Genomic DNA, 16,573 nt, shown 5'->3' on the forward strand with positions numbered 1-16,573 from the left:
TGGGCGCACATACGCGCGCGCGAAACCAGGGCAAATTTGGAGGCGGATATGCGGGCGACAGGGGTACTCTACGGTCAGGTGCTGACGGTGTTCGGCATCGTCATCGCTGGCGTGTGGGGTGCCACCCAGTGGGTGGCCAACGCCCTGGGCTACCAGTCTCGTTTGGGTGCCCCTTGGTTCGAACTGCTCGATAAACCGGTTTACCACCCATGGCGCTTGTTCGACTGGTGGTTCTTCTTCGACGCCTATGCGCCCGGCGTGTTTGTCACCGGCGGTGCCATCGCCGGGGCCAGTGGTCTGGTGGCGGTGGTGGTCGCCATCGGTATGTCGATCTGGCGTTCCCGGCAATCGCGACTGGTGACCACCTACGGCTCGGCGCGTTGGGCCGAACCTGCGGAAATCCACCGTGCCGGGCTGATCGGTGATGTCGGTGTTTTTCTTGGCCAGCACGACGATAAATACCTGCGCCACGAAGGGCCGGAACATGTATTGACCTTCGCACCGACCCGCTCGGGCAAGGGGGTGGGTCTCGTGGTGCCGACTCTGTTGTCCTGGCCCGCCTCGGCGGTGATCCACGACATCAAGGGCGAGAACTGGCAACTGACTGCTGGCTGGCGGGCACGCTTTTCCCATTGTTTGTTGTTCAACCCCACCGACGCCAATTCGGCGGCCTACAACCCTTTGTTGGAAGTGCGGCGCGGTGCCCATGAAGTGCGCGATGTGCAGAACATTGCCGACATCCTGGTAGACCCCGAAGGGGCACTGGAGCGTCGCAACCACTGGGAGAAGACCTCCCATGCCTTGCTGGTGGGCGCCATCCTGCATGTGCTTTACGCGGGAGAAGATAAATCCCTGCGTGGTGTCGCCAACTTCCTCTCCGATCCGGCCTGTCCCTTCGAGGTGACACTGCATCGAATGATGACCACCAGGCATTTGGATGACGGGCCACATCCGGTAGTGGCCTCGGCGGCACGGGAAGTGCTGAACAAGGCGGACAACGAGCGCTCCGGCGTGCTGTCCACCGCCATGAGTTTCCTGGGGCTATACCGTGATCCCACGGTGGCCGCCGTGACCTCCCGCTGCGACTGGCGCATTGCCGATTTGATCGCCGCCGAGCATCCGGTATCCCTGTACCTGGTGGTGCCGCCCTCGGACATCAACCGTACCAAACCGCTGATTCGCCTGCTCCTCAACCAGATCGGGCGACGGCTGACCGAATCATTGGACGGCAGTGACGGCATCGAGCGTCGGCACAAGCTGTTGCTGATGCTGGATGAGTTTCCCGCGCTGGGCCGGCTCGACTTTTTCGAGTCGGCACTCGCCTTTATGGCAGGCTACGGCATTCGCAGTTTCCTGATCGCCCAGAGCCTCAACCAGATCGACAAGGCCTACGGCGTCAACCACGCCATTCTCGACAACTGCCATGTACGGGTGACCTTCGCCACCAACGACGAGCGCACCGCCAAGCGGATTTCCGACACTTTGGGTACGGCTACCGAACTGCGCGCCCAGCGCAACTATGCCGGACACCGATTGGCGCCCTGGTTGGGCCATTTGATGGTCTCGCGCCAGGAGACGGCGCGGCCATTGTTGACGCCGGGGGAGGTGATGCAACTGCCGCCGGATGAAGCAGTGGTCATGGTTTCGGGTCAACCACCGATCAAGGCAAAGAAGCTGCGCTATTACCTTGATGCCAATTTTACCCGCCGGGTAGTGCCGCCGCCTGTTCTGGATGAAGGGCGTTATGTCGATGCGCCAGAGATTCGCCCCAATGACTGGAGCGAACTGGCAGTGCCTACGGTGCCAGCTGCGGCTTCCAACGCGGTTGATAGCGCCGGGGGAAGTGATGATGGCGGTCCGCGGCGGCAACCGGAACTCTCGGAGACTGTGAGCTGGGAGCCGGAAACCAAACCGCCCACCAATGATATGGCGATATTGGATGAGGAGGACGGCATCACGCCCTTGCCCTCGAAGTTTGACCCACGCCTGCAACGTTTGGCGCGGCAGGCCGCCCTCGACCCCGACGATGGAATTGCCCTATGAGCCGACTACATTCCCGCCACCGATTGAATTTGTTTATTGAGCGCGACCATGCCAGACGCCTGGACGAGTTGTCCGCCAAGAAGGGTGTGTCCAAGTCCTCCATTGTTGCAGCGGCATTGGCATCCTGGCTCTCGCCCGATGCCGCCGACAAGCGCGAAGCGGCCATGGCCAAACGGCTGGATCGCCTGTCCCGCCAGTTCGAGAAGTTGGAACGGGACCAGAACATCCTGATCGAGACGGTGGCGCTGTATGTGCGTTACTACCTGACTGTGAGCACGCCGCTGCCGGAGTCACATCAGGGGGCGGCCAGGGCCCAGGGCAGGGCGCGCTTCGAGCAGTTCATTGAGGAGTTGGGCCGCCACATCTTACGTGGACGCAGTTTGGTGCGGGAGGTTTATGAAGAATTGGAACCTGATACGCGGCGGCTGGATGAGATTGCCGCCCAAGTTGAGGCCCAAGAGCGCGAACGGCATCAACAGCCAGATGGGGAGGGCGAATCATGAACGCGGCTCATCCATCGTCATCCTCGGCACAATCACTCGACCGGCGCATCCGCATGCTGCACACCGCCATGGGGCCGTTGATCGCCGCCGCACTAGCGGACGCGGATGTGGTGGAGGTAATGCTCAACCCGGATGGCAGTTTGTGGGTGGATCGTCTGTCCACGGGGCGAGCGCCAACCGGTGAAACGCTGTCTGCCGCCGATGGCGAACGTATCATTCGCCTGGTGGCGGCTCACGTGGGTGTGGAAGTCCATCGTAGTCGGCCACTGCTAAGCGCCGAGCTGCCGGAAACCGGCGAGCGTTTCGAGGGTGTCCTGCCGCCTGCTTCACCGGCCCCGGCCTTTGCCCTGCGCAAGCGGGCGGTGGGGGTAATTCCGCTGGAAGACTATGTGCGCGATGGCGTGCTTGCTGAGGGTCAAGCGGCTTTCCTGCGCTCCGCAGTGCGCGAGCGACAGAACATCCTGGTGGCCGGCGGCACCAGTACCGGCAAGACGACGCTTGCCAATGCACTGCTGGCGGAGATCGCGGCCACCGATGACCGGGTGCTGGTATTGGAAGATACGGTTGAACTCCAGTGTGTAGCAAAAGACCACGTACCCCTTCGCACACGCCCCGGCGTGGTGTCCATGACCGAGCTGGTGCGGGCCACCATGCGCCTGCGCCCGGACCGGGTGGTGGTCGGTGAGGTGCGCGGCGGCGAGGCGCTGGATCTGGTCAAGGTCTGGGGCACAGGCCATCCCGGCGGCATCGCCACCGTACATGCCGGTTCCGCTCAGGGTGCACTGCTTCGTCTTGAGCAACTGATCCTGGAAGTCGCCATCACGCCACCGCGTGCGCTGATTGCCGAGGCGGTGAACGTGGTGGTGTTTATCGCGGGGCGCGGCCGTGCCCGCAAGGTGCGCACTGTGGCCCGGGTCACCGGTTTCGACAGCAATGGCTATCACCTCGACGAATCCCTGTCGTCGTCGCTTTCATTCTCAATCGTCTCATCCTCAACTTCATCTGGAGAACCCTCATGACCACTGTTCATCCAATGCGGATTTCTGTAAATCCGGTTTTACGCTCCGGCCTGAATACCCTGGTACTTGCTGCGTTATTGCTGTGCCTGGCGACAACGGCGCAAGCCGCGGGTTCCAGCATGCCCTGGGAAGGGCCGCTACAGTCCATCCTTGATTCCATCCAGGGACCGGTGGCCCGGATTGTGGCGGTCATCGCCATTATTGCCACCGGGCTGGCACTGGCCTTTGGTGATACCTCCGGCGGTTTTCGGCGGCTTGTGCAGATTGTGTTTGGCCTGTCCATCGCCTTTGCGGCCTCCTCGTTCTTCCTGTCCTTCTTCAGCTTCTCCGGCGGGGCGGTGGTGGCATGAACGGAGTGTCCGAATTCGCCTCCGGTTTCGAGGTGCCGCTACACCGGGCGCTGACCGAGCCGATTCTGCTGGGCGGGGCACCGCGTACCGTGGCCATTGCCAACGGCACGTTGGCGGCTGCGGTGGGATTGGGGCTGCAACTGTGGCTGCCCGGCCTGGTACTGTGGCTGCTGGGGCATTCGCTGGCGGTGTGGGGTGCGCAGGCCGACACGCAGTTCATGGCGGTGTTCCTGCGGCATCTCAAGCACAAAGTCCTGCTGGATGTGTAAGGGAGGGAAGGTGCGAGCATGTTGAACCTGACCGAATACCGCAAGCGTCCCGCCCACTTGGCCGATTGGTTGCCCTGGGCGGGCTTGGTGGCACCTGGGGTGGTGCTCAACAAGGATGGATCGTTCCAGCGCACGGCGCGCTTTCGCGGGCCGGATCTGGACAGTGCCACCCAAGGTGAACTGATCGCCACATCGGCGCGGCTCAATAACGCGCTGCGGCGCCTGGGATCGGGGTGGGCGCTGTTCGTGGAAGCCGAACGCTTGCCCGCGGCAGGCTATCCGCAGTCGGAGTTTCCCGAGCCTCTGTCCTGGCTGGTGGATGAGGAACGCCGGGCCGCTTTCGAGGAAGACCACAGCCACTTCGAAAGCGTCTATCACCTGACGCTGGTGTACCTGCCACCGGAAGAGTCCCGTGCCCGGGCGGCCAGCCTCTTGTACGAAAACACGTCTCGCCAGGGGGCGAACTGGCGTGAGCGATTGGACGCCTTTACGGCAGAGACGAACCGCGTGTTTGATCTGCTCGATGGCGTGATGCCTGAACTGGCCTGGCTGGATGACAGCGAGACGCTGACCTATTTGCACGGCACTGTTTCCACTCGCCGTCATCCAGTGGTGGTACCGGAGACACCGTTCCATCTGGATGCTTTGCTGGCCGACAGCCCATTGACCGGTGGCCTGGCGCCGATGCTGGGCGAGGCGCACTTGCGGGTTGCCTCGGTGCGGGGTTTTTCCACATCGACCTGGCCGGGCATTCTGGATGACTTGAACCGGTTGGGTTTTGGCTATCGCTGGAGTACGCGTTTTCTGTGCCTGGACAAGGCGGAAGCGGAACGGGAGCTGGGGCGGTTGCGCCGGCAGTGGTTTGCCAAGCGCAAGAACGTGGCGGCGCTATTACGGGAGACCCTGTTCCAGCAGGAAAGTCCGCTGGTGGATACCGATGCCTCGAACAAGGCGGGGGACGCCGACGCCGCCCTGCAGGAACTCGGCAGTGACCAGGTGGCCTTCGGTTATGTCACGGCCACCGTGACGGTGCTGGATATTGATTCCGCCATCGCCGATGAAAAACTGCGCCAAGTGGAGCGGGTCATTCAGGGCCGGGGTTTTGTCACCATCCCCGAGACAATCAATGCCGTGGAGGCATGGCTGTCCTCGATCCCGGGCAATGCCTACGCCAATGTGCGCCAGCCGATTGTCTCTACGCTAAACCTGGCACACCTGCTACCGGTGTCGGCGGTGTGGGCGGGGCCGACGAAGAATGTTCATCTGGACGGCCCGCCGTTGATTGTCACCCGCACCGATGGCGCCACGCCGTTCCGGCTGGTCACCCATATTGGTGATGTCGGTCATACCCTGGTGGTGGGGCCTACCGGCATGGGCAAGTCCGTATTGCTGGCCACCCTCGCGTTGCAGTTTCGTCGCTATCCGGGTTCACGGATTTTCGCTTTCGACATGGGGCGTTCGCTGCGCGCGACGATTCTGGGTCTTGGTGGCGAGCACTATGACCTGGGTGCGGAAGGCGAGATAGCCTTTCAGCCTCTGGCCAGTATCGACCGGGAGGAGCGCCGCACCTGGGCGGCGGAATGGCTGGAAGGGCGGATACGGCAGGAAGGGGCGACCCTTGGTCCCGATGAAAAAGCGGCGATCTGGTCGGCGCTGGAAAGCCTGGCAGGTGCGCCGGTGGAACAGCGCACCTTGACGGGGTTTTCCGTCCTGCTGCAGCACAACGCACTGCGTCAGGCGCTGGCCCCGTACCTGCTGGGTGGTGCCCACGGCAAGCTGCTGGACGCCGAGCATGACCGCCTGGGTATAGCTGATGTGCAGTGCTTCGAGATGGAGGAATTGATGGCCAGCCGCGCGGCGGTGCTGGCCGTACTGGGCGTGTTGTTCGCACGCCTCGATGAGCGTTTCGACGGGGCGCCGACGCTTCTGATATTGGATGAGGCCTGGCTATTCCTCGACGACCCGGTGTTCGCGGCGCGCATCCGCCAGTGGCTGAAGACCCTGCGCAAGAAGAACGTCAGCGTGATTTTTGCCACCCAGTCGCTGGCGGATATCCAGGATTCCAGTATTGCGCCGGCCATCGTCGAGAGCTGCGCGAGCCGCATTTTCCTGCCCAACCCCCAGGCCACCGAGCCACAGATTCGCTCCATCTATGAAGGCTTCGGGCTCAATGCACGTCAGATCGAGATTGTCGCCACTGCCGAGCCCAAGCGCGATTATTACTACCAGTCACGCCTAGGCAATCGTCTGTTCGACCTGGATCTGCGGCAGGTGGCGCTCGCCTTTGCCGGCGCCTCAACGCCCGAGGATCAGCGCGAGATGGATGCGCTGCTGGCCTCGATTCCGGTACCTGATTTTGCCGCCGCCTGGCTGTGCCATCGAGGCCTCGATTGGGCGGCGCAATTGCTTGATCAACACTCACCCGCAGGAACGTCTCTGGATGAACTTCCCAGGAGGAAACGTCATGAACCGTAAACGCCCGTTGGTATCCCGCTTTCGCGTGGTGGCGCTGGCCAGCGCCATTGCCTTTACCGTCGTCCAGCCCGCCCAGGCCCTGTTTGGTGTCGGCGATATTGTGCTCGATCCCTCGAATCTGGCGCAGAACATGCTGACCGCTGCCCGCACCCTGGAGCAGATCAACAACCAGGTACAGCAGCTGCAGAACGAGGCGAACATGCTGATCAACCAGGCGCGGAATCTGGAGCGGCTTGATTTCAATTCGGTGAATCGACTGCGCTCGGCACTGGCGGCCACCGGGCGCCTGATTGCCGAGGCCCAGGGCTTGGCCTATGAGGTAAACCGCATTGACCAGGAATTTGCCAGGCTCTACCCGAAGGAATACGCGGCTAGCGTAAGCGGTGACCGCATGGCGCAGGATGCCCGCGAGCGTTGGGCGCACACCCTTGATGGCCTGCACACGGCGATGCGTATGCAGGGGCAGGTATCCCAGAACCTGTCCACCGACGAGGGCGTGTTGACGGATCTGGTGAACCAGAGTCAGTCAGCCAACGGTGCCCTGCAGGCGATGCAGGCCACAAACCAACTGCTCGCGTTACAGGCCAAGCAGTCCATGCAGTCCCAGCAACTGCGGTTGACGCAGGATCGGGCCGCGTCCTTGGAGTTGGCTCGCCAGGCAGCAGCTACCGAACGCGGCCGGGAAGTGACCAGGCGCTTTCTGGGCGAGGGGACACCCTATACCCCGCACACCGTGTCGTTCTACGGCAACTGAGGTGCGGCCATGATGCGGTTGGGAGGTGGCCATGGATGATGTCGCGGTAATCGACCGTTTCCTCAATGTCTTCTCCACCTACATCGATTCGGGTTTCGGATTGCTGGGTGGTGAGGTGGCATTCCTGACCGCCACCCTGGTGGTGATCGACATGACCATCGCGGGGATTTTCTGGGCGCTGAGCCATGCCACCGGGCAGGCCGATGACGTGCTGGTTCGCCTGATTCGCAAAGTACTCTACGTGGGGGCTTTCGCCTACATCATCGGCAACTTCAATACGCTGGCGGGTATCGTGTTCCGCTCCTTCGCCGGGTTGGGGCTGATGGCGTCTGGTACTGGCATGACGGCTGCGGAATTCCTGCAACCGGGCCGACTGGCCAAGGTGGGCGTCGATGCCGGCGCGCCAATCCTGGAACAGATCAGCGAGATGAGTGGCTTCCCGGAAGTGTTCGTCAATATCACGCCCATCGTGGTGCTGTTCCTGGCCTGGCTGGTGGTGATCCTGACTTTCTTTGTGTTGGCGATCCAGCTCTTTATCACCTTGATCGAGTTCAAGCTGACCACCCTGGCCGGGTTTGTGTTGGTGCCCTTTGCGTTGTGGAACAAGACTGCCTTTCTCGCGGAAAAAGTCCTGGGCAACGTAGTGTCCTCGGGCATCAAGGTATTGGTGCTGGCGGTGATTGTTGGCATCGGCACGGGATTGTTTGCCGAATTCCAGGTGGCTCCCGCCGAACCCTCTGTGGATTTTGCACTGGTAATGATGCTGGCTTCCCTGGCGCTGTTGGCCTTGGGAATCTTTGGGCCGGGTATTGCCACTGGCTTGGTTTCCGGCTCACCACAACTGGGCGCCGGAGCGATGGCGGGCGCGACCCTCGGCGCGACCGGGACTGCCGTGGCTTTGGGTGCTGCTGCCACGGGAGTGGGTGGCGCTGTGGTCGCAGGTGCGCGAATGGCTCCCGGCGCCGTTCGAATGGCGGCAGGCGGTGCCAGCTCGATGAAGGCTGCGGCCAGTGGGGCGAGTTCGGCCATGGATTCAGCCGCTGCAAACACGAAGCATACGACAGCGTCGGGCGGACAACCGGCCTGGGCCAGGCAGTTGCAACGTCGCCAGCAACTTTCCCATACCGCCACGACCGTTGCCCACACCTTGCGCGGTGGTGACGGTGGTGGCGCGGGTTCAGGCCCCAGCCTGAACGACTCGGATTCATAAGGAGAACCTCTCATGCGATTCAAGCGACCCCATGCTCGCTATGCCGAATCCCCGGAACCGGCCACACCCTATCAGGCGGCTGCCCAGGCCTGGGATGAGCGCATCGGCTCGGCCCGGGTGCAGGCCCGGAACTGGCGGTTGATGGCCTTCGGCTGCCTGACGCTAGCCCTGCTGATGGCCGGAGGGCTGGTGTGGCGTTCGGCCCAGTCCATCGTCACGCCCTATGTGGTGGAGGTGGACACGGGCGGACAGGTGCGGGCCGTGGGGGAGGCCACAACGCCGTACCGGCCCAACGATGCGCAGACGGCTCATCATTTGGCCCGGTTTATCACCTTGGTGCGCTCGCTCTCCATCGATCCGGTAGTGGTGCGCCAGAACTGGCTGGACGCCTACAACTACACCACCGACCGCGGGGCGGCGGTGCTCAACGACTACGCCCGCAGCAATGATCCCTTTGCCCGTATCGGCCAGGAATCGGTGACGGTGCAGATCAACAGCGTGGTGCGCGCCAGCGACAGCTCCTTTCAGGTGCGCTGGAGCGAGCACCGGTTTGTGAACGGTGCGGCAGCTGGTATTGAGCGCTGGACGGCAGTGGTGTCTGTCGTGCTGCAAACCCCGCGCACCGAGCAGCGGCTACGCCGCAATCCATTGGGCATCTACGTCAATGGGCTGTCGTGGAGCCGGGAATTGGAGGCCACTGAAGGAGAGATGCCATGAGCAAGCCATTGAATAGGTGTACAGGAGTCCTGGTGCTGGCGGGGTCGTTTGCACTGGTCGGCTGCGCCACGCCGCAAAAACCACCCCGGATCACCCTGGACGAGCCGGTCGCGGCAACCCTGTTGCCGGAGGCAGAAAGACCAATAGAAGTGGTGGAAGTGCCAAAACCGCTGCCGTTGCCGGGGCAACTGATGCCCTTGCCTGTGGAAGCGGATGGTGCCGAGGAAGTCGAGCTTGCAGATCCGCAGACAGAGGTAGACCAGGCCACCGAGGAGGCGCGGGTGCCACCGACGCGGGAAGGCTATGTCAATGCCGTACAGGTCTGGCCCTTTGCTGACGGTGCGCTGTATCAGGTCTATGCCAGCCCCGAGCGGGTGACCGTCATTGCCCTGCAGCCCGGTGAGGAACTGGTGACGGTCGCCGCCGGCGATACCGTGCGCTGGATCGTGGGGGATACGTCCAGTGGTACCGGAGCCGAGCAGCGGGTCAATGTGTTGGTCAAACCCATCCGCGTGGACATCCGAACCAACCTGGTGATCACCACCAATCGCCGTACCTATCTGATGGAGCTGATCTCGACTGAGCGCACCTGGATGGCCTCGGTCTCCTGGGACTACCCGAGGGATCGCATGCTGGCCTTGCAACGTCGCTCGCAGGCGGCCGAGGTGGCCGCGCCGATTGACCGGGGCTTGTCCTTGGAAAGCTTGCGATTCCGCTATGCCCTGAGTGGCGACCAGCCGTCATGGCGACCGCTGAGAGCCTTCGACGATGGAGGAAAGGTTTATATCCAGTTTCCAACCGGGATCGCCCAGGGTGAGCTGCCGCCGCTGTTCGTGATCGGCCCGCAGGGTGGTGGCCAGTTGGTGAACTACCGCTTCCGCTCACCGTACTACATCGTGGATCGACTCTTCGGTGCTGCCGAGCTGCGTCTGGGTGGTGAGGAAGGCGAGGTGGTACGCATTGAGCGAACCGATGGGGTACGGAGGGAGTGAGCATGGACGACGACAATACCCCGGATCAGCCACAATCCAAACCTTCACCGAAGCTGGCACCGGAACAGGTGGCACTACGCGCCCAGCCGCGACCGGTAACGCGCCTAAACCGACGGATGCTGGCCGTGCTCGCCGGTGGTGTCGCTACCGCCATGCTGGGGGCGATGTTCTGGTCCTTACGGACACCCGAGCGGGGCGCCATGCACGGGGCGGATGAACTGTACAACGTTGATCGTATCGCCCGCTCGGAAGAGCTGACCCGCTTGCCGGCGGACTATTCGCAGCTGCCGCCTGAAGTGCCTCGCCTGGGTAAGCCGTTGCCGGGTGACCTGGGTGAGCCAATTCTGAAGGCGGAGCGGCAGGCCATGGGTTATCGGGACGGCCAGGACTCGGCGGAAGTCGACCGACTGGCACGCCTCAAGGACGCGGAAGAGGCGGCGGCCTCATCCGTATTCTTCGGGTCGATTCGCCCACGGTCTTCTACCATAGCTTCTGTTGCAGGTGGAGGAGAGGGGTTGCCGACAAATCAGGGCCTCGGCGCCCTCGATTCTTTGGCGATGCTGCAGAACACCTCTTCAGTAGAGACTGGCCCTATTGCTCTGCAGAATCGTCAGGAACAGAAGGAAGCGTTTCTCAGTAATGCCGGTTTTACGGAAACCCGTAATTCCGGGGATCTGCAAGCGCCTGTGTCCCCTTACCAGGTAATGGCCGGCACGGTGATTGCCGCCGCCCTGGTCACCGGTATCAACTCGGACCTGCCGGGCGATGTGATCGCCACAGTCACTGAGCCGGTCTATGACACCGCCACCGGCCGTCATGTGCTGATTCCCCAGGGTTCGCGAATCCTGGGGCGCTATAACAGCCAGGTGAGCTATGGGCAAACCCGTGTGCAGATGGTCTGGCACCGGGTGATCCTGCCGGACACCTCGTCCTTTCAACTCGATAACCTTGCCGGTACTGACCCGGCCGGTTACGCAGGCCTCGAAGACGGCGTCGATTGGCACTGGGATCGCCTCTTCGCTGGCGCCGCGCTGACCACACTGCTAGGAGTGGGCGCCGAATTGGCCGCGCCCGAGAACCGCCAGGACGGCGATCGCGTCATCATCGCCGGCCGGGACAGCGCGCAGGACAGCGTCAACCAGATCGGCCAGGAGGTGACCCGCCGCAACCTCAATATTCAGCCCACCCTGACCAGCCGGCCCGGGTTGCCAGTGCGCCTCATCGTCAATCGCGACCTGGTGTTGCGGCCATACCAACCACTGATCTACCAGCGGGGGACTACGCCATGACCACCAACAAACTGCGGCTGGGGCCATTGCCCAAGACCGAAACCGTCAAGCTTACTTTCACCTGTCCGGCATCCCTGAAGGAGGAACTGGAACGGTATGCCGAGTTACATGCTCAGACCTACGGCGAGCCAGTCGATGCGGTGACGCTGATCCCGCACATGCTGGAGGCGTTTATGGCAAGGGATCGGGGGTTTCGGAAGGGAACAAGAGGGCGCGCCAGTCCTTCTCAGGCCACTTCGTCCGTGCGACCGATAGACAGGTAATCGGATAATCATGTCTGAATATCCGCACATGGAGCGGATTTTGGATAATGATTTGCGATCAGTGGCTACCGCTATTACTCTTTATTGTTTAGAAAAATATAAAAAATCGTAGTATAGCTACGATTAAAATAGGTTTATTAAATTGACTTGTATTTGGGAAAGCTGTATAAATCGTAGCATGGCTACGAAAAAAACGAGCAAATTAAATATTCTCTATACCAGGCTGGAGCCAGGGGCGCCGCTGACGTCGGAAGATCTGGCGGCCCTGGATATCTCTGCCGACTTGGCCGTTCACTACGTGCGGGCCGGATGGTTGATGCGGTTGGCGAGAGGGGTTTACTGCCGGCCAAACGAAGAATTAAAGCTGCATCCCTGTCTCCTTCTGTTGCAGCGCAAACTTGCAGGACTCCACGTCGGCGGCAAGTCGGCGCTCGATTGGTATGGTGTGCGCCAGTACGTGTCGCAACAGTCGACGTTGCTTCTTTATGGTTGGGCTGATGGCCATTTGCCGGCCTGGTTTACCGACCATTTTCCGGCACAGTATCACCGCAAGCGCTTGTTCGACGAGCGCCCTGAGGACTTGCTGCATGCCATGCCCTTTGAGAGACGGGAGGGGGCGCCGCGGGTGTCGTCGCCGGAAAGAGCACTGCTGGAACTGCTCAGCGAAGTCGGCGTGCGCCAGCCTTTGCAGGAAGCCCGCGAACTTGTCGAAAGCACCTACAATTTGCGCGTCAACGTGCTGCGTGAACTGTTGCAGCAATGCACCAGTGTCAAGACAGTACGACTTTGCCTCCAACTGGGACGCGAGGGTGGATTGCCATGGGCCGAGAAACTTGATCCGGACACATTGCCAACCGGCAGTGACCGGCCCTGGGTATCCAAATCCAGCGACGGCCTATTGGTGCTCAAGCCATGAATCAAGCATATCTCGATACCGCACGCCTGCTGACACAGGTGGCGCCTCTGGTCTTTGTGGATGACACGTTTGCCTTGAAAGGTGGTACGGCCATCAACCTCTTTGTGCGCGACATGCCGCGACTGTCGGTGGATCTCGATCTGGTTTTCCCGGATCACACCCTGCCGCGTGAACAGGCACTGGCTCGGATTAACGACGCGATTCGGCAGGCGGCGGAGCGCTTGAACAAACATGGATTTCAGACACACATGCCGGCCGCTGAGGCGGGTGAGACCAAGCTGTTGGTGCGTCGTGGGGGAGCCGAAGTCAAAATCGAAGCCAATTTCGTGCTGCGTGGAACAGTGAAGCCGGTGCGTCGGGCGTCTATTACACCTGTCGCCAGCGATGTGCTGATGGCCGATTTGGAAATCCCTGTGGCATCATTGGAAGACCTTTATGGTGGCAAGCTGGTCGCCGCACTTGATCGTCAGCATCCCCGTGATCTGTTCGATGTAATGCAGCTGTTTGAGCATGAGGGCATCACGCCCGGCATTCGCCGGGCCTTTGTGGTGTACCTAGCCAGTCATAACCGTCCGGTACATGAAGTGCTGTTCCCGCAACTGAGGGATATTGGCCACGACTACAAGCATAACTTTGAAGGGATGACGGCCGACCTGGTGTCGCTCGAATCCTTACTGGCGACACGTGATCGAATGATTGATGAACTTCAGTCAGGGCTCGACGACAAGGAACGGCAATTTCTGCTGTCGCTGGTAACCGGTGATCCAGATTGGGCTTTGATGGCTATCGATCATCTTGAACATTTGCCCGGTATTCGTTGGAAGTTGCACAACCTGGCAAAATTGCGGAAAGCCAATGCAAAGAAATTTGCCGAACAGGCCGATATGTTGTCGACGCGGTTAGCCAGCGTGACCTGAATTGTACTTTCCGCCATAGGAAACTCTCAACTTTGATGGTGCTTTTGGTGATTGCGTCTCAGTCGTCATGGCCTGACGGCATGGCTGTCAGCGATGTTGCCCCCCACTTTAATTTCACACTACCTGCGAGGTGTTTCTAATACATTTTCAGAATATTTAATCTTCTCGTGACTGCAAGGCCTCCAGGATACGGCATTCGGCAATGTGACCACCTGAACAGCTTGCAGATATACGCCGAAGCTCCCCAGCCAGAGATTCAAGGTGCCTGATGCGGTTGTGAATACCGTGCAGATGCTTCTCGGTAATACTGTCCACCGCCTCACAGGTTTGTTTCGGACTGCTGATGAAGCATCGGGGTGAGGATGTGAACATGCGTTCTGTGTGGCTGTGTTCCCGCAACGATGTGATTGGTAATACCGGAGTAATTATATCGGGAGCTCTGGTTATTTGGCTCGATTCTTATTGGCCGGACTTAATAGTCGCCAGTCTTGTGGCAGTCGTTTTTCTGCACACCGCCTATGAAGTGCTTCGAGATGCGGGCCGGTCCTGGCGGAATGAACCACACACCCATGTCGGCAGATGCGGTGATTGACGGAAACAGTCGGTGCGTGTTGGGTGGCTCCCGATTGCAGTTGCTTGTCAATTGTTTCTAGACTCCCTAAACTACTCTAGCCTATTGATCTCAAATCCGACTTTCAAAATGCATCCGAGAAAACGCTGGCCACTGGTATTTTTGATGCTCCTCATGGTCTGGGGACAGTTTACCTATGCCTGCGAAACCATGGATATGCCACCCCAGTCGGTCTGCTGTTGTGAAGATGGCATGGAGGGCTGCGATACGGCAGTGCCTTCTCCCTTGGAGGAGGGTTGTGACCATGACGGCCCGGCCACGTCTTCAGCGTCTTGCTGTGCGGTGGACTACCAGTCGGCCGTTGAAGACGCTTCGACTTCATCGTGGAGTCCCGATCAATCGTTGACGTGGCTCTACAGTATTGCGCTTGTATTCTGGCCCTACCCGGACACGCTATCCACAACCTCCGCAATAACACACCCTCCCAACCCGGACTGGCTTCTCGCCCAGGCCGAAAGCGGTCGTACCGTCTATCTCTCCACCCTGCGTCTGCGTATCTGATTAATCCGCCCGATTTGTCGTGAGGCTACGGTTTTCCCTCATGGGAAGCCGAGGATTATTCATTATACCGACGGAGGAGATCCCCCGTGCACAATCCAATTGGCGGCCTAATGGCGCTGGTGGTGCTCATTGCACCATTGGTGGCTTTCGCGGTGCCGCCGCAACCGGAAAACAGTCAATCCCTGCAGGAGGTCGAGGCGCTAACCGCCGAGCAACTGGTGGACGCTGTGCTGACCCGCAATCCTGGTCTTAAGGGGCTGGCGGTGGCTGCCGAGGCAGTTAACTACCGCATCGCCCCTGCCGGCGCCCTGGACGATCCCATCCTGACCTATGCCGGAGCGCCGGAGACCGTCGGCGGCCCCCGGGGTTTCCAGGAGCGGGTGGAGCTGAGTCAGACGGTGCCCTGGCCGGGCAAACTCGGCCTGCGCGAGGACGTGGCCCGCGCCCGGGCCGAGGGTGAGGAGCAATCCCTGGCGGACCGCCGGCTGGCCCTGATGGCGGCCGCCAAGGGCCTGTTTGCCGAGTGGGCGTATATTCACCGCACCCTGCAAATCAAACATGCCCACCGGGATCTGCTGGTCGAGTTGCGACGCGTCGCCGAAACCCAGTACGCGGCAGGGCGGGCCCGCCAGCAGGATGTGTTGCAGGCGGAAGTCGAAGCAGCCCGTATCGACACCGATATCGTGACCCATCGGCGGCACCAGCGGGAAGTGCGGGCGATGATCAACGGCTTGTTGAACCGTCCTCCCCAAAGTCCGCTGCCGCCGCCGGCGGCACTGCCTGCACCGGTCGAACCACCATCGTTGCCGGCGTTGCAAGAGGTCGCTCTGGGGGAGCACCCGGAACTGCGCCGGATTCAGGCGCGCATCGCCGAGGCGAGCGCCCGGCATGGCCTGGCCGAGAAAGACTATTTTCCCGACTTCAAATTGTCCGCCGGGTACAACAGCCTGTGGATGGATACCGATCAGCGCTGGACAGTCGGTCTCACTGTCAACCTGCCGTTCGATTTCTCCGGCAAGCGCAGTGCCAGCCGGAATGCGGCCGAAGCCGATGTCATGCGCTACCAGTGGCAATTGACGGATCGCGAGGCGCAGTTACTCGCGCAACTGGAGCAGGGACGTGCGCAGGTGCAAGAGACCCGGGTCATCGTCGCCATCCACCGGCAGCGGCTGTTACCCCTCGCCGAGGAAAGCCTCAATGCCGCCGTCGCTGATTACCGGGCGGGGCAGAGTAGGCTGGCTGGGGCAATCCACTGGCTTGATCGCGGATTCTTTGGACATGTTTGCTGATGCCGCCGTCTACGGCGTGGCACTATATGCCGTTGGACACAGTGTGCGGATGAAGCTGCGCGCGGCGCATTTGTCAGGCTGGCTGCAGTTGATTCTGGCGCTGGGAGTCCTGGCTGAAGTCGGGCGGCGATTTGTTTTCGGCAGCGAACCCGTATCCGCGTTAATGATGGGTTTTGGTCTTGTGGCCCTGGCGGCCAACGTCTGGTGTCTGGTGCTTATCGCAAGAAACCGGCACGGCGGCGCACACATGAAAGCAAGTTGGATCTTTTCCGCTAACGATGTCATCGCCAATGTGGGCGTTATCGTCGCCGGTGTATTGGTCGCCTGGACGGGTTCCCGTTATCCCGACCTGGTTATTGGTCTGATCATCGGGCTGATTGTGCTGAATGGCGCCCGGCGAATTCTGCAACTGCGCTATTAGTCTCTGGTCCTTTC

General features: G+C 61.0%; 16 protein-coding genes and 1 pseudogene. All 17 read left to right on the forward strand.

Annotation, left to right across the window (positions count from 1 at the left end; translation table 11 throughout):
- The first annotated feature begins 48 nt into the window (after positions 1-48).
- Positions 49-2,043: a conjugal transfer protein TraG gene (locus AAC076_RS12830; protein ID WP_339846260.1), complete on the forward strand. Its 1,995-nt coding sequence runs from the start codon at positions 49-51 to the stop codon at positions 2,041-2,043.
- The gene (locus AAC076_RS12835; protein ID WP_339846262.1) at positions 2,040-2,546 is read left to right on the forward strand and encodes a CopG family transcriptional regulator; all 507 of its coding nucleotides are present in this window, start codon (positions 2,040-2,042) and stop codon (positions 2,544-2,546) included. The genes AAC076_RS12830 and AAC076_RS12835 overlap by 4 nt, the downstream gene beginning before the upstream one ends.
- Positions 2,543-3,565 (forward strand): P-type conjugative transfer ATPase TrbB, encoded by a 1,023-nt coding sequence (trbB, locus tag AAC076_RS12840; protein WP_339846264.1) that lies wholly within the window; start codon positions 2,543-2,545, stop codon positions 3,563-3,565. Before AAC076_RS12835 ends, trbB begins: the two co-directional genes overlap by 4 nt.
- Positions 3,562-3,915, forward strand: a complete 354-nt coding sequence (locus AAC076_RS12845; protein WP_339846266.1) for a TrbC/VirB2 family protein — start codon at positions 3,562-3,564, stop codon at positions 3,913-3,915. The genes trbB and AAC076_RS12845 overlap by 4 nt, the downstream gene beginning before the upstream one ends.
- Entirely contained in the window at positions 3,912-4,184 is a 273-nt protein-coding gene (locus tag AAC076_RS12850) for a VirB3 family type IV secretion system protein (RefSeq protein ID WP_339846268.1), read from the forward strand. Before AAC076_RS12845 ends, AAC076_RS12850 begins: the two co-directional genes overlap by 4 nt.
- Before the next feature lie 18 nt (positions 4,185-4,202).
- Entirely contained in the window at positions 4,203-6,659 is a 2,457-nt protein-coding gene (trbE, locus tag AAC076_RS12855; RefSeq protein ID WP_339846271.1) for a conjugal transfer protein TrbE, read from the forward strand.
- Positions 6,649-7,413 carry a P-type conjugative transfer protein TrbJ gene (gene trbJ / locus AAC076_RS12860; RefSeq protein WP_339846273.1) on the forward strand — a complete coding sequence of 255 codons (765 nt, stop codon included), beginning with the start codon at positions 6,649-6,651 and terminating at the stop codon, positions 7,411-7,413. Before trbE ends, trbJ begins: the two co-directional genes overlap by 11 nt.
- Before the next feature lie 31 nt (positions 7,414-7,444).
- The gene (trbL, locus tag AAC076_RS12865) at positions 7,445-8,623 is read left to right on the forward strand and encodes a P-type conjugative transfer protein TrbL (RefSeq protein WP_339846275.1); all 1,179 of its coding nucleotides are present in this window, start codon (positions 7,445-7,447) and stop codon (positions 8,621-8,623) included.
- A 12-nt stretch (positions 8,624-8,635) separates the two neighbouring features.
- Entirely contained in the window at positions 8,636-9,340 is a 705-nt protein-coding gene (trbF, locus tag AAC076_RS12870) for a conjugal transfer protein TrbF (protein ID WP_339846277.1), read from the forward strand.
- On the forward strand, positions 9,337-10,332 hold the full coding sequence (trbG, locus tag AAC076_RS12875; RefSeq protein ID WP_045652787.1) for a P-type conjugative transfer protein TrbG: 996 nt from the start codon (positions 9,337-9,339) through the stop codon (positions 10,330-10,332). Before trbF ends, trbG begins: the two co-directional genes overlap by 4 nt.
- A 2-nt stretch (positions 10,333-10,334) precedes the next feature.
- The gene (locus tag AAC076_RS12880) at positions 10,335-11,621 is read left to right on the forward strand and encodes a TrbI/VirB10 family protein (protein WP_045652788.1); all 1,287 of its coding nucleotides are present in this window, start codon (positions 10,335-10,337) and stop codon (positions 11,619-11,621) included.
- Positions 11,618-11,884 carry a DUF2274 domain-containing protein gene (locus tag AAC076_RS12885; RefSeq protein ID WP_045652789.1) on the forward strand — a complete coding sequence of 89 codons (267 nt, stop codon included), beginning with the start codon at positions 11,618-11,620 and terminating at the stop codon, positions 11,882-11,884. Before AAC076_RS12880 ends, AAC076_RS12885 begins: the two co-directional genes overlap by 4 nt.
- A 178-nt stretch (positions 11,885-12,062) precedes the next feature.
- A complete protein-coding gene (locus AAC076_RS12890) occupies positions 12,063-12,800 on the forward strand; it encodes a type IV toxin-antitoxin system AbiEi family antitoxin domain-containing protein (protein WP_045652790.1) in 738 nt (245 codons plus the stop codon).
- Positions 12,797-13,717 (forward strand): nucleotidyl transferase AbiEii/AbiGii toxin family protein, encoded by a 921-nt coding sequence (locus AAC076_RS12895; RefSeq protein WP_045652791.1) that lies wholly within the window; start codon positions 12,797-12,799, stop codon positions 13,715-13,717. Before AAC076_RS12890 ends, AAC076_RS12895 begins: the two co-directional genes overlap by 4 nt.
- 736 nt (positions 13,718-14,453) lie before the next feature.
- Positions 14,454-14,849 (forward strand): hypothetical protein, encoded by a 396-nt coding sequence (locus AAC076_RS12900; protein WP_273034668.1) that lies wholly within the window; start codon positions 14,454-14,456, stop codon positions 14,847-14,849.
- A 110-nt stretch (positions 14,850-14,959) separates the two neighbouring features.
- Positions 14,960-16,138: a TolC family protein gene (locus tag AAC076_RS12905; protein ID WP_339846352.1), complete on the forward strand. Its 1,179-nt coding sequence runs from the start codon at positions 14,960-14,962 to the stop codon at positions 16,136-16,138.
- Positions 16,095-16,559, forward strand: a pseudogene (locus AAC076_RS12910) (cation transporter); the annotation flags it as partial. The gene AAC076_RS12905 and the pseudogene AAC076_RS12910, both read left to right, overlap by 44 nt.
- Positions 16,560-16,573 lie beyond the last annotated feature (14 nt).

The sequence above is a fragment of the uncultured Halopseudomonas sp. genome (genome assembly GCF_963977355.1).
Lineage (GTDB): Bacteria > Pseudomonadota > Gammaproteobacteria > Pseudomonadales > Pseudomonadaceae > Halopseudomonas.

Coding starts and splice junctions, on each gene's coding strand:
- AAC076_RS12885 (WP_045652789.1), top strand. CDS start 11,618: ATGACCACCAACAAACTGCGGCTGGGGCCATTGCCCAAGACCGAAACC.
- AAC076_RS12895 (WP_045652791.1), top strand. CDS start 12,797: ATGAATCAAGCATATCTCGATACCGCACGCCTGCTGACACAGGTGGCG.
- trbE (WP_339846271.1), top strand. CDS start 4,203: ATGTTGAACCTGACCGAATACCGCAAGCGTCCCGCCCACTTGGCCGAT.
- AAC076_RS12900 (WP_273034668.1), top strand. CDS start 14,454: ATGCTCCTCATGGTCTGGGGACAGTTTACCTATGCCTGCGAAACCATG.
- trbL (WP_339846275.1), top strand. CDS start 7,445: ATGGATGATGTCGCGGTAATCGACCGTTTCCTCAATGTCTTCTCCACC.
- AAC076_RS12835 (WP_339846262.1), top strand. CDS start 2,040: ATGAGCCGACTACATTCCCGCCACCGATTGAATTTGTTTATTGAGCGC.
- trbB (WP_339846264.1), top strand. CDS start 2,543: ATGAACGCGGCTCATCCATCGTCATCCTCGGCACAATCACTCGACCGG.
- AAC076_RS12890 (WP_045652790.1), top strand. CDS start 12,063: ATGGCTACGAAAAAAACGAGCAAATTAAATATTCTCTATACCAGGCTG.
- AAC076_RS12850 (WP_339846268.1), top strand. CDS start 3,912: ATGAACGGAGTGTCCGAATTCGCCTCCGGTTTCGAGGTGCCGCTACAC.
- AAC076_RS12880 (WP_045652788.1), top strand. CDS start 10,335: ATGGACGACGACAATACCCCGGATCAGCCACAATCCAAACCTTCACCG.
- trbG (WP_045652787.1), top strand. CDS start 9,337: ATGAGCAAGCCATTGAATAGGTGTACAGGAGTCCTGGTGCTGGCGGGG.
- AAC076_RS12905 (WP_339846352.1), top strand. CDS start 14,960: ATGGCGCTGGTGGTGCTCATTGCACCATTGGTGGCTTTCGCGGTGCCG.
- AAC076_RS12845 (WP_339846266.1), top strand. CDS start 3,562: ATGACCACTGTTCATCCAATGCGGATTTCTGTAAATCCGGTTTTACGC.
- trbF (WP_339846277.1), top strand. CDS start 8,636: ATGCGATTCAAGCGACCCCATGCTCGCTATGCCGAATCCCCGGAACCG.
- trbJ (WP_339846273.1), top strand. CDS start 6,649: ATGAACCGTAAACGCCCGTTGGTATCCCGCTTTCGCGTGGTGGCGCTG.
- AAC076_RS12830 (WP_339846260.1), top strand. CDS start 49: ATGCGGGCGACAGGGGTACTCTACGGTCAGGTGCTGACGGTGTTCGGC.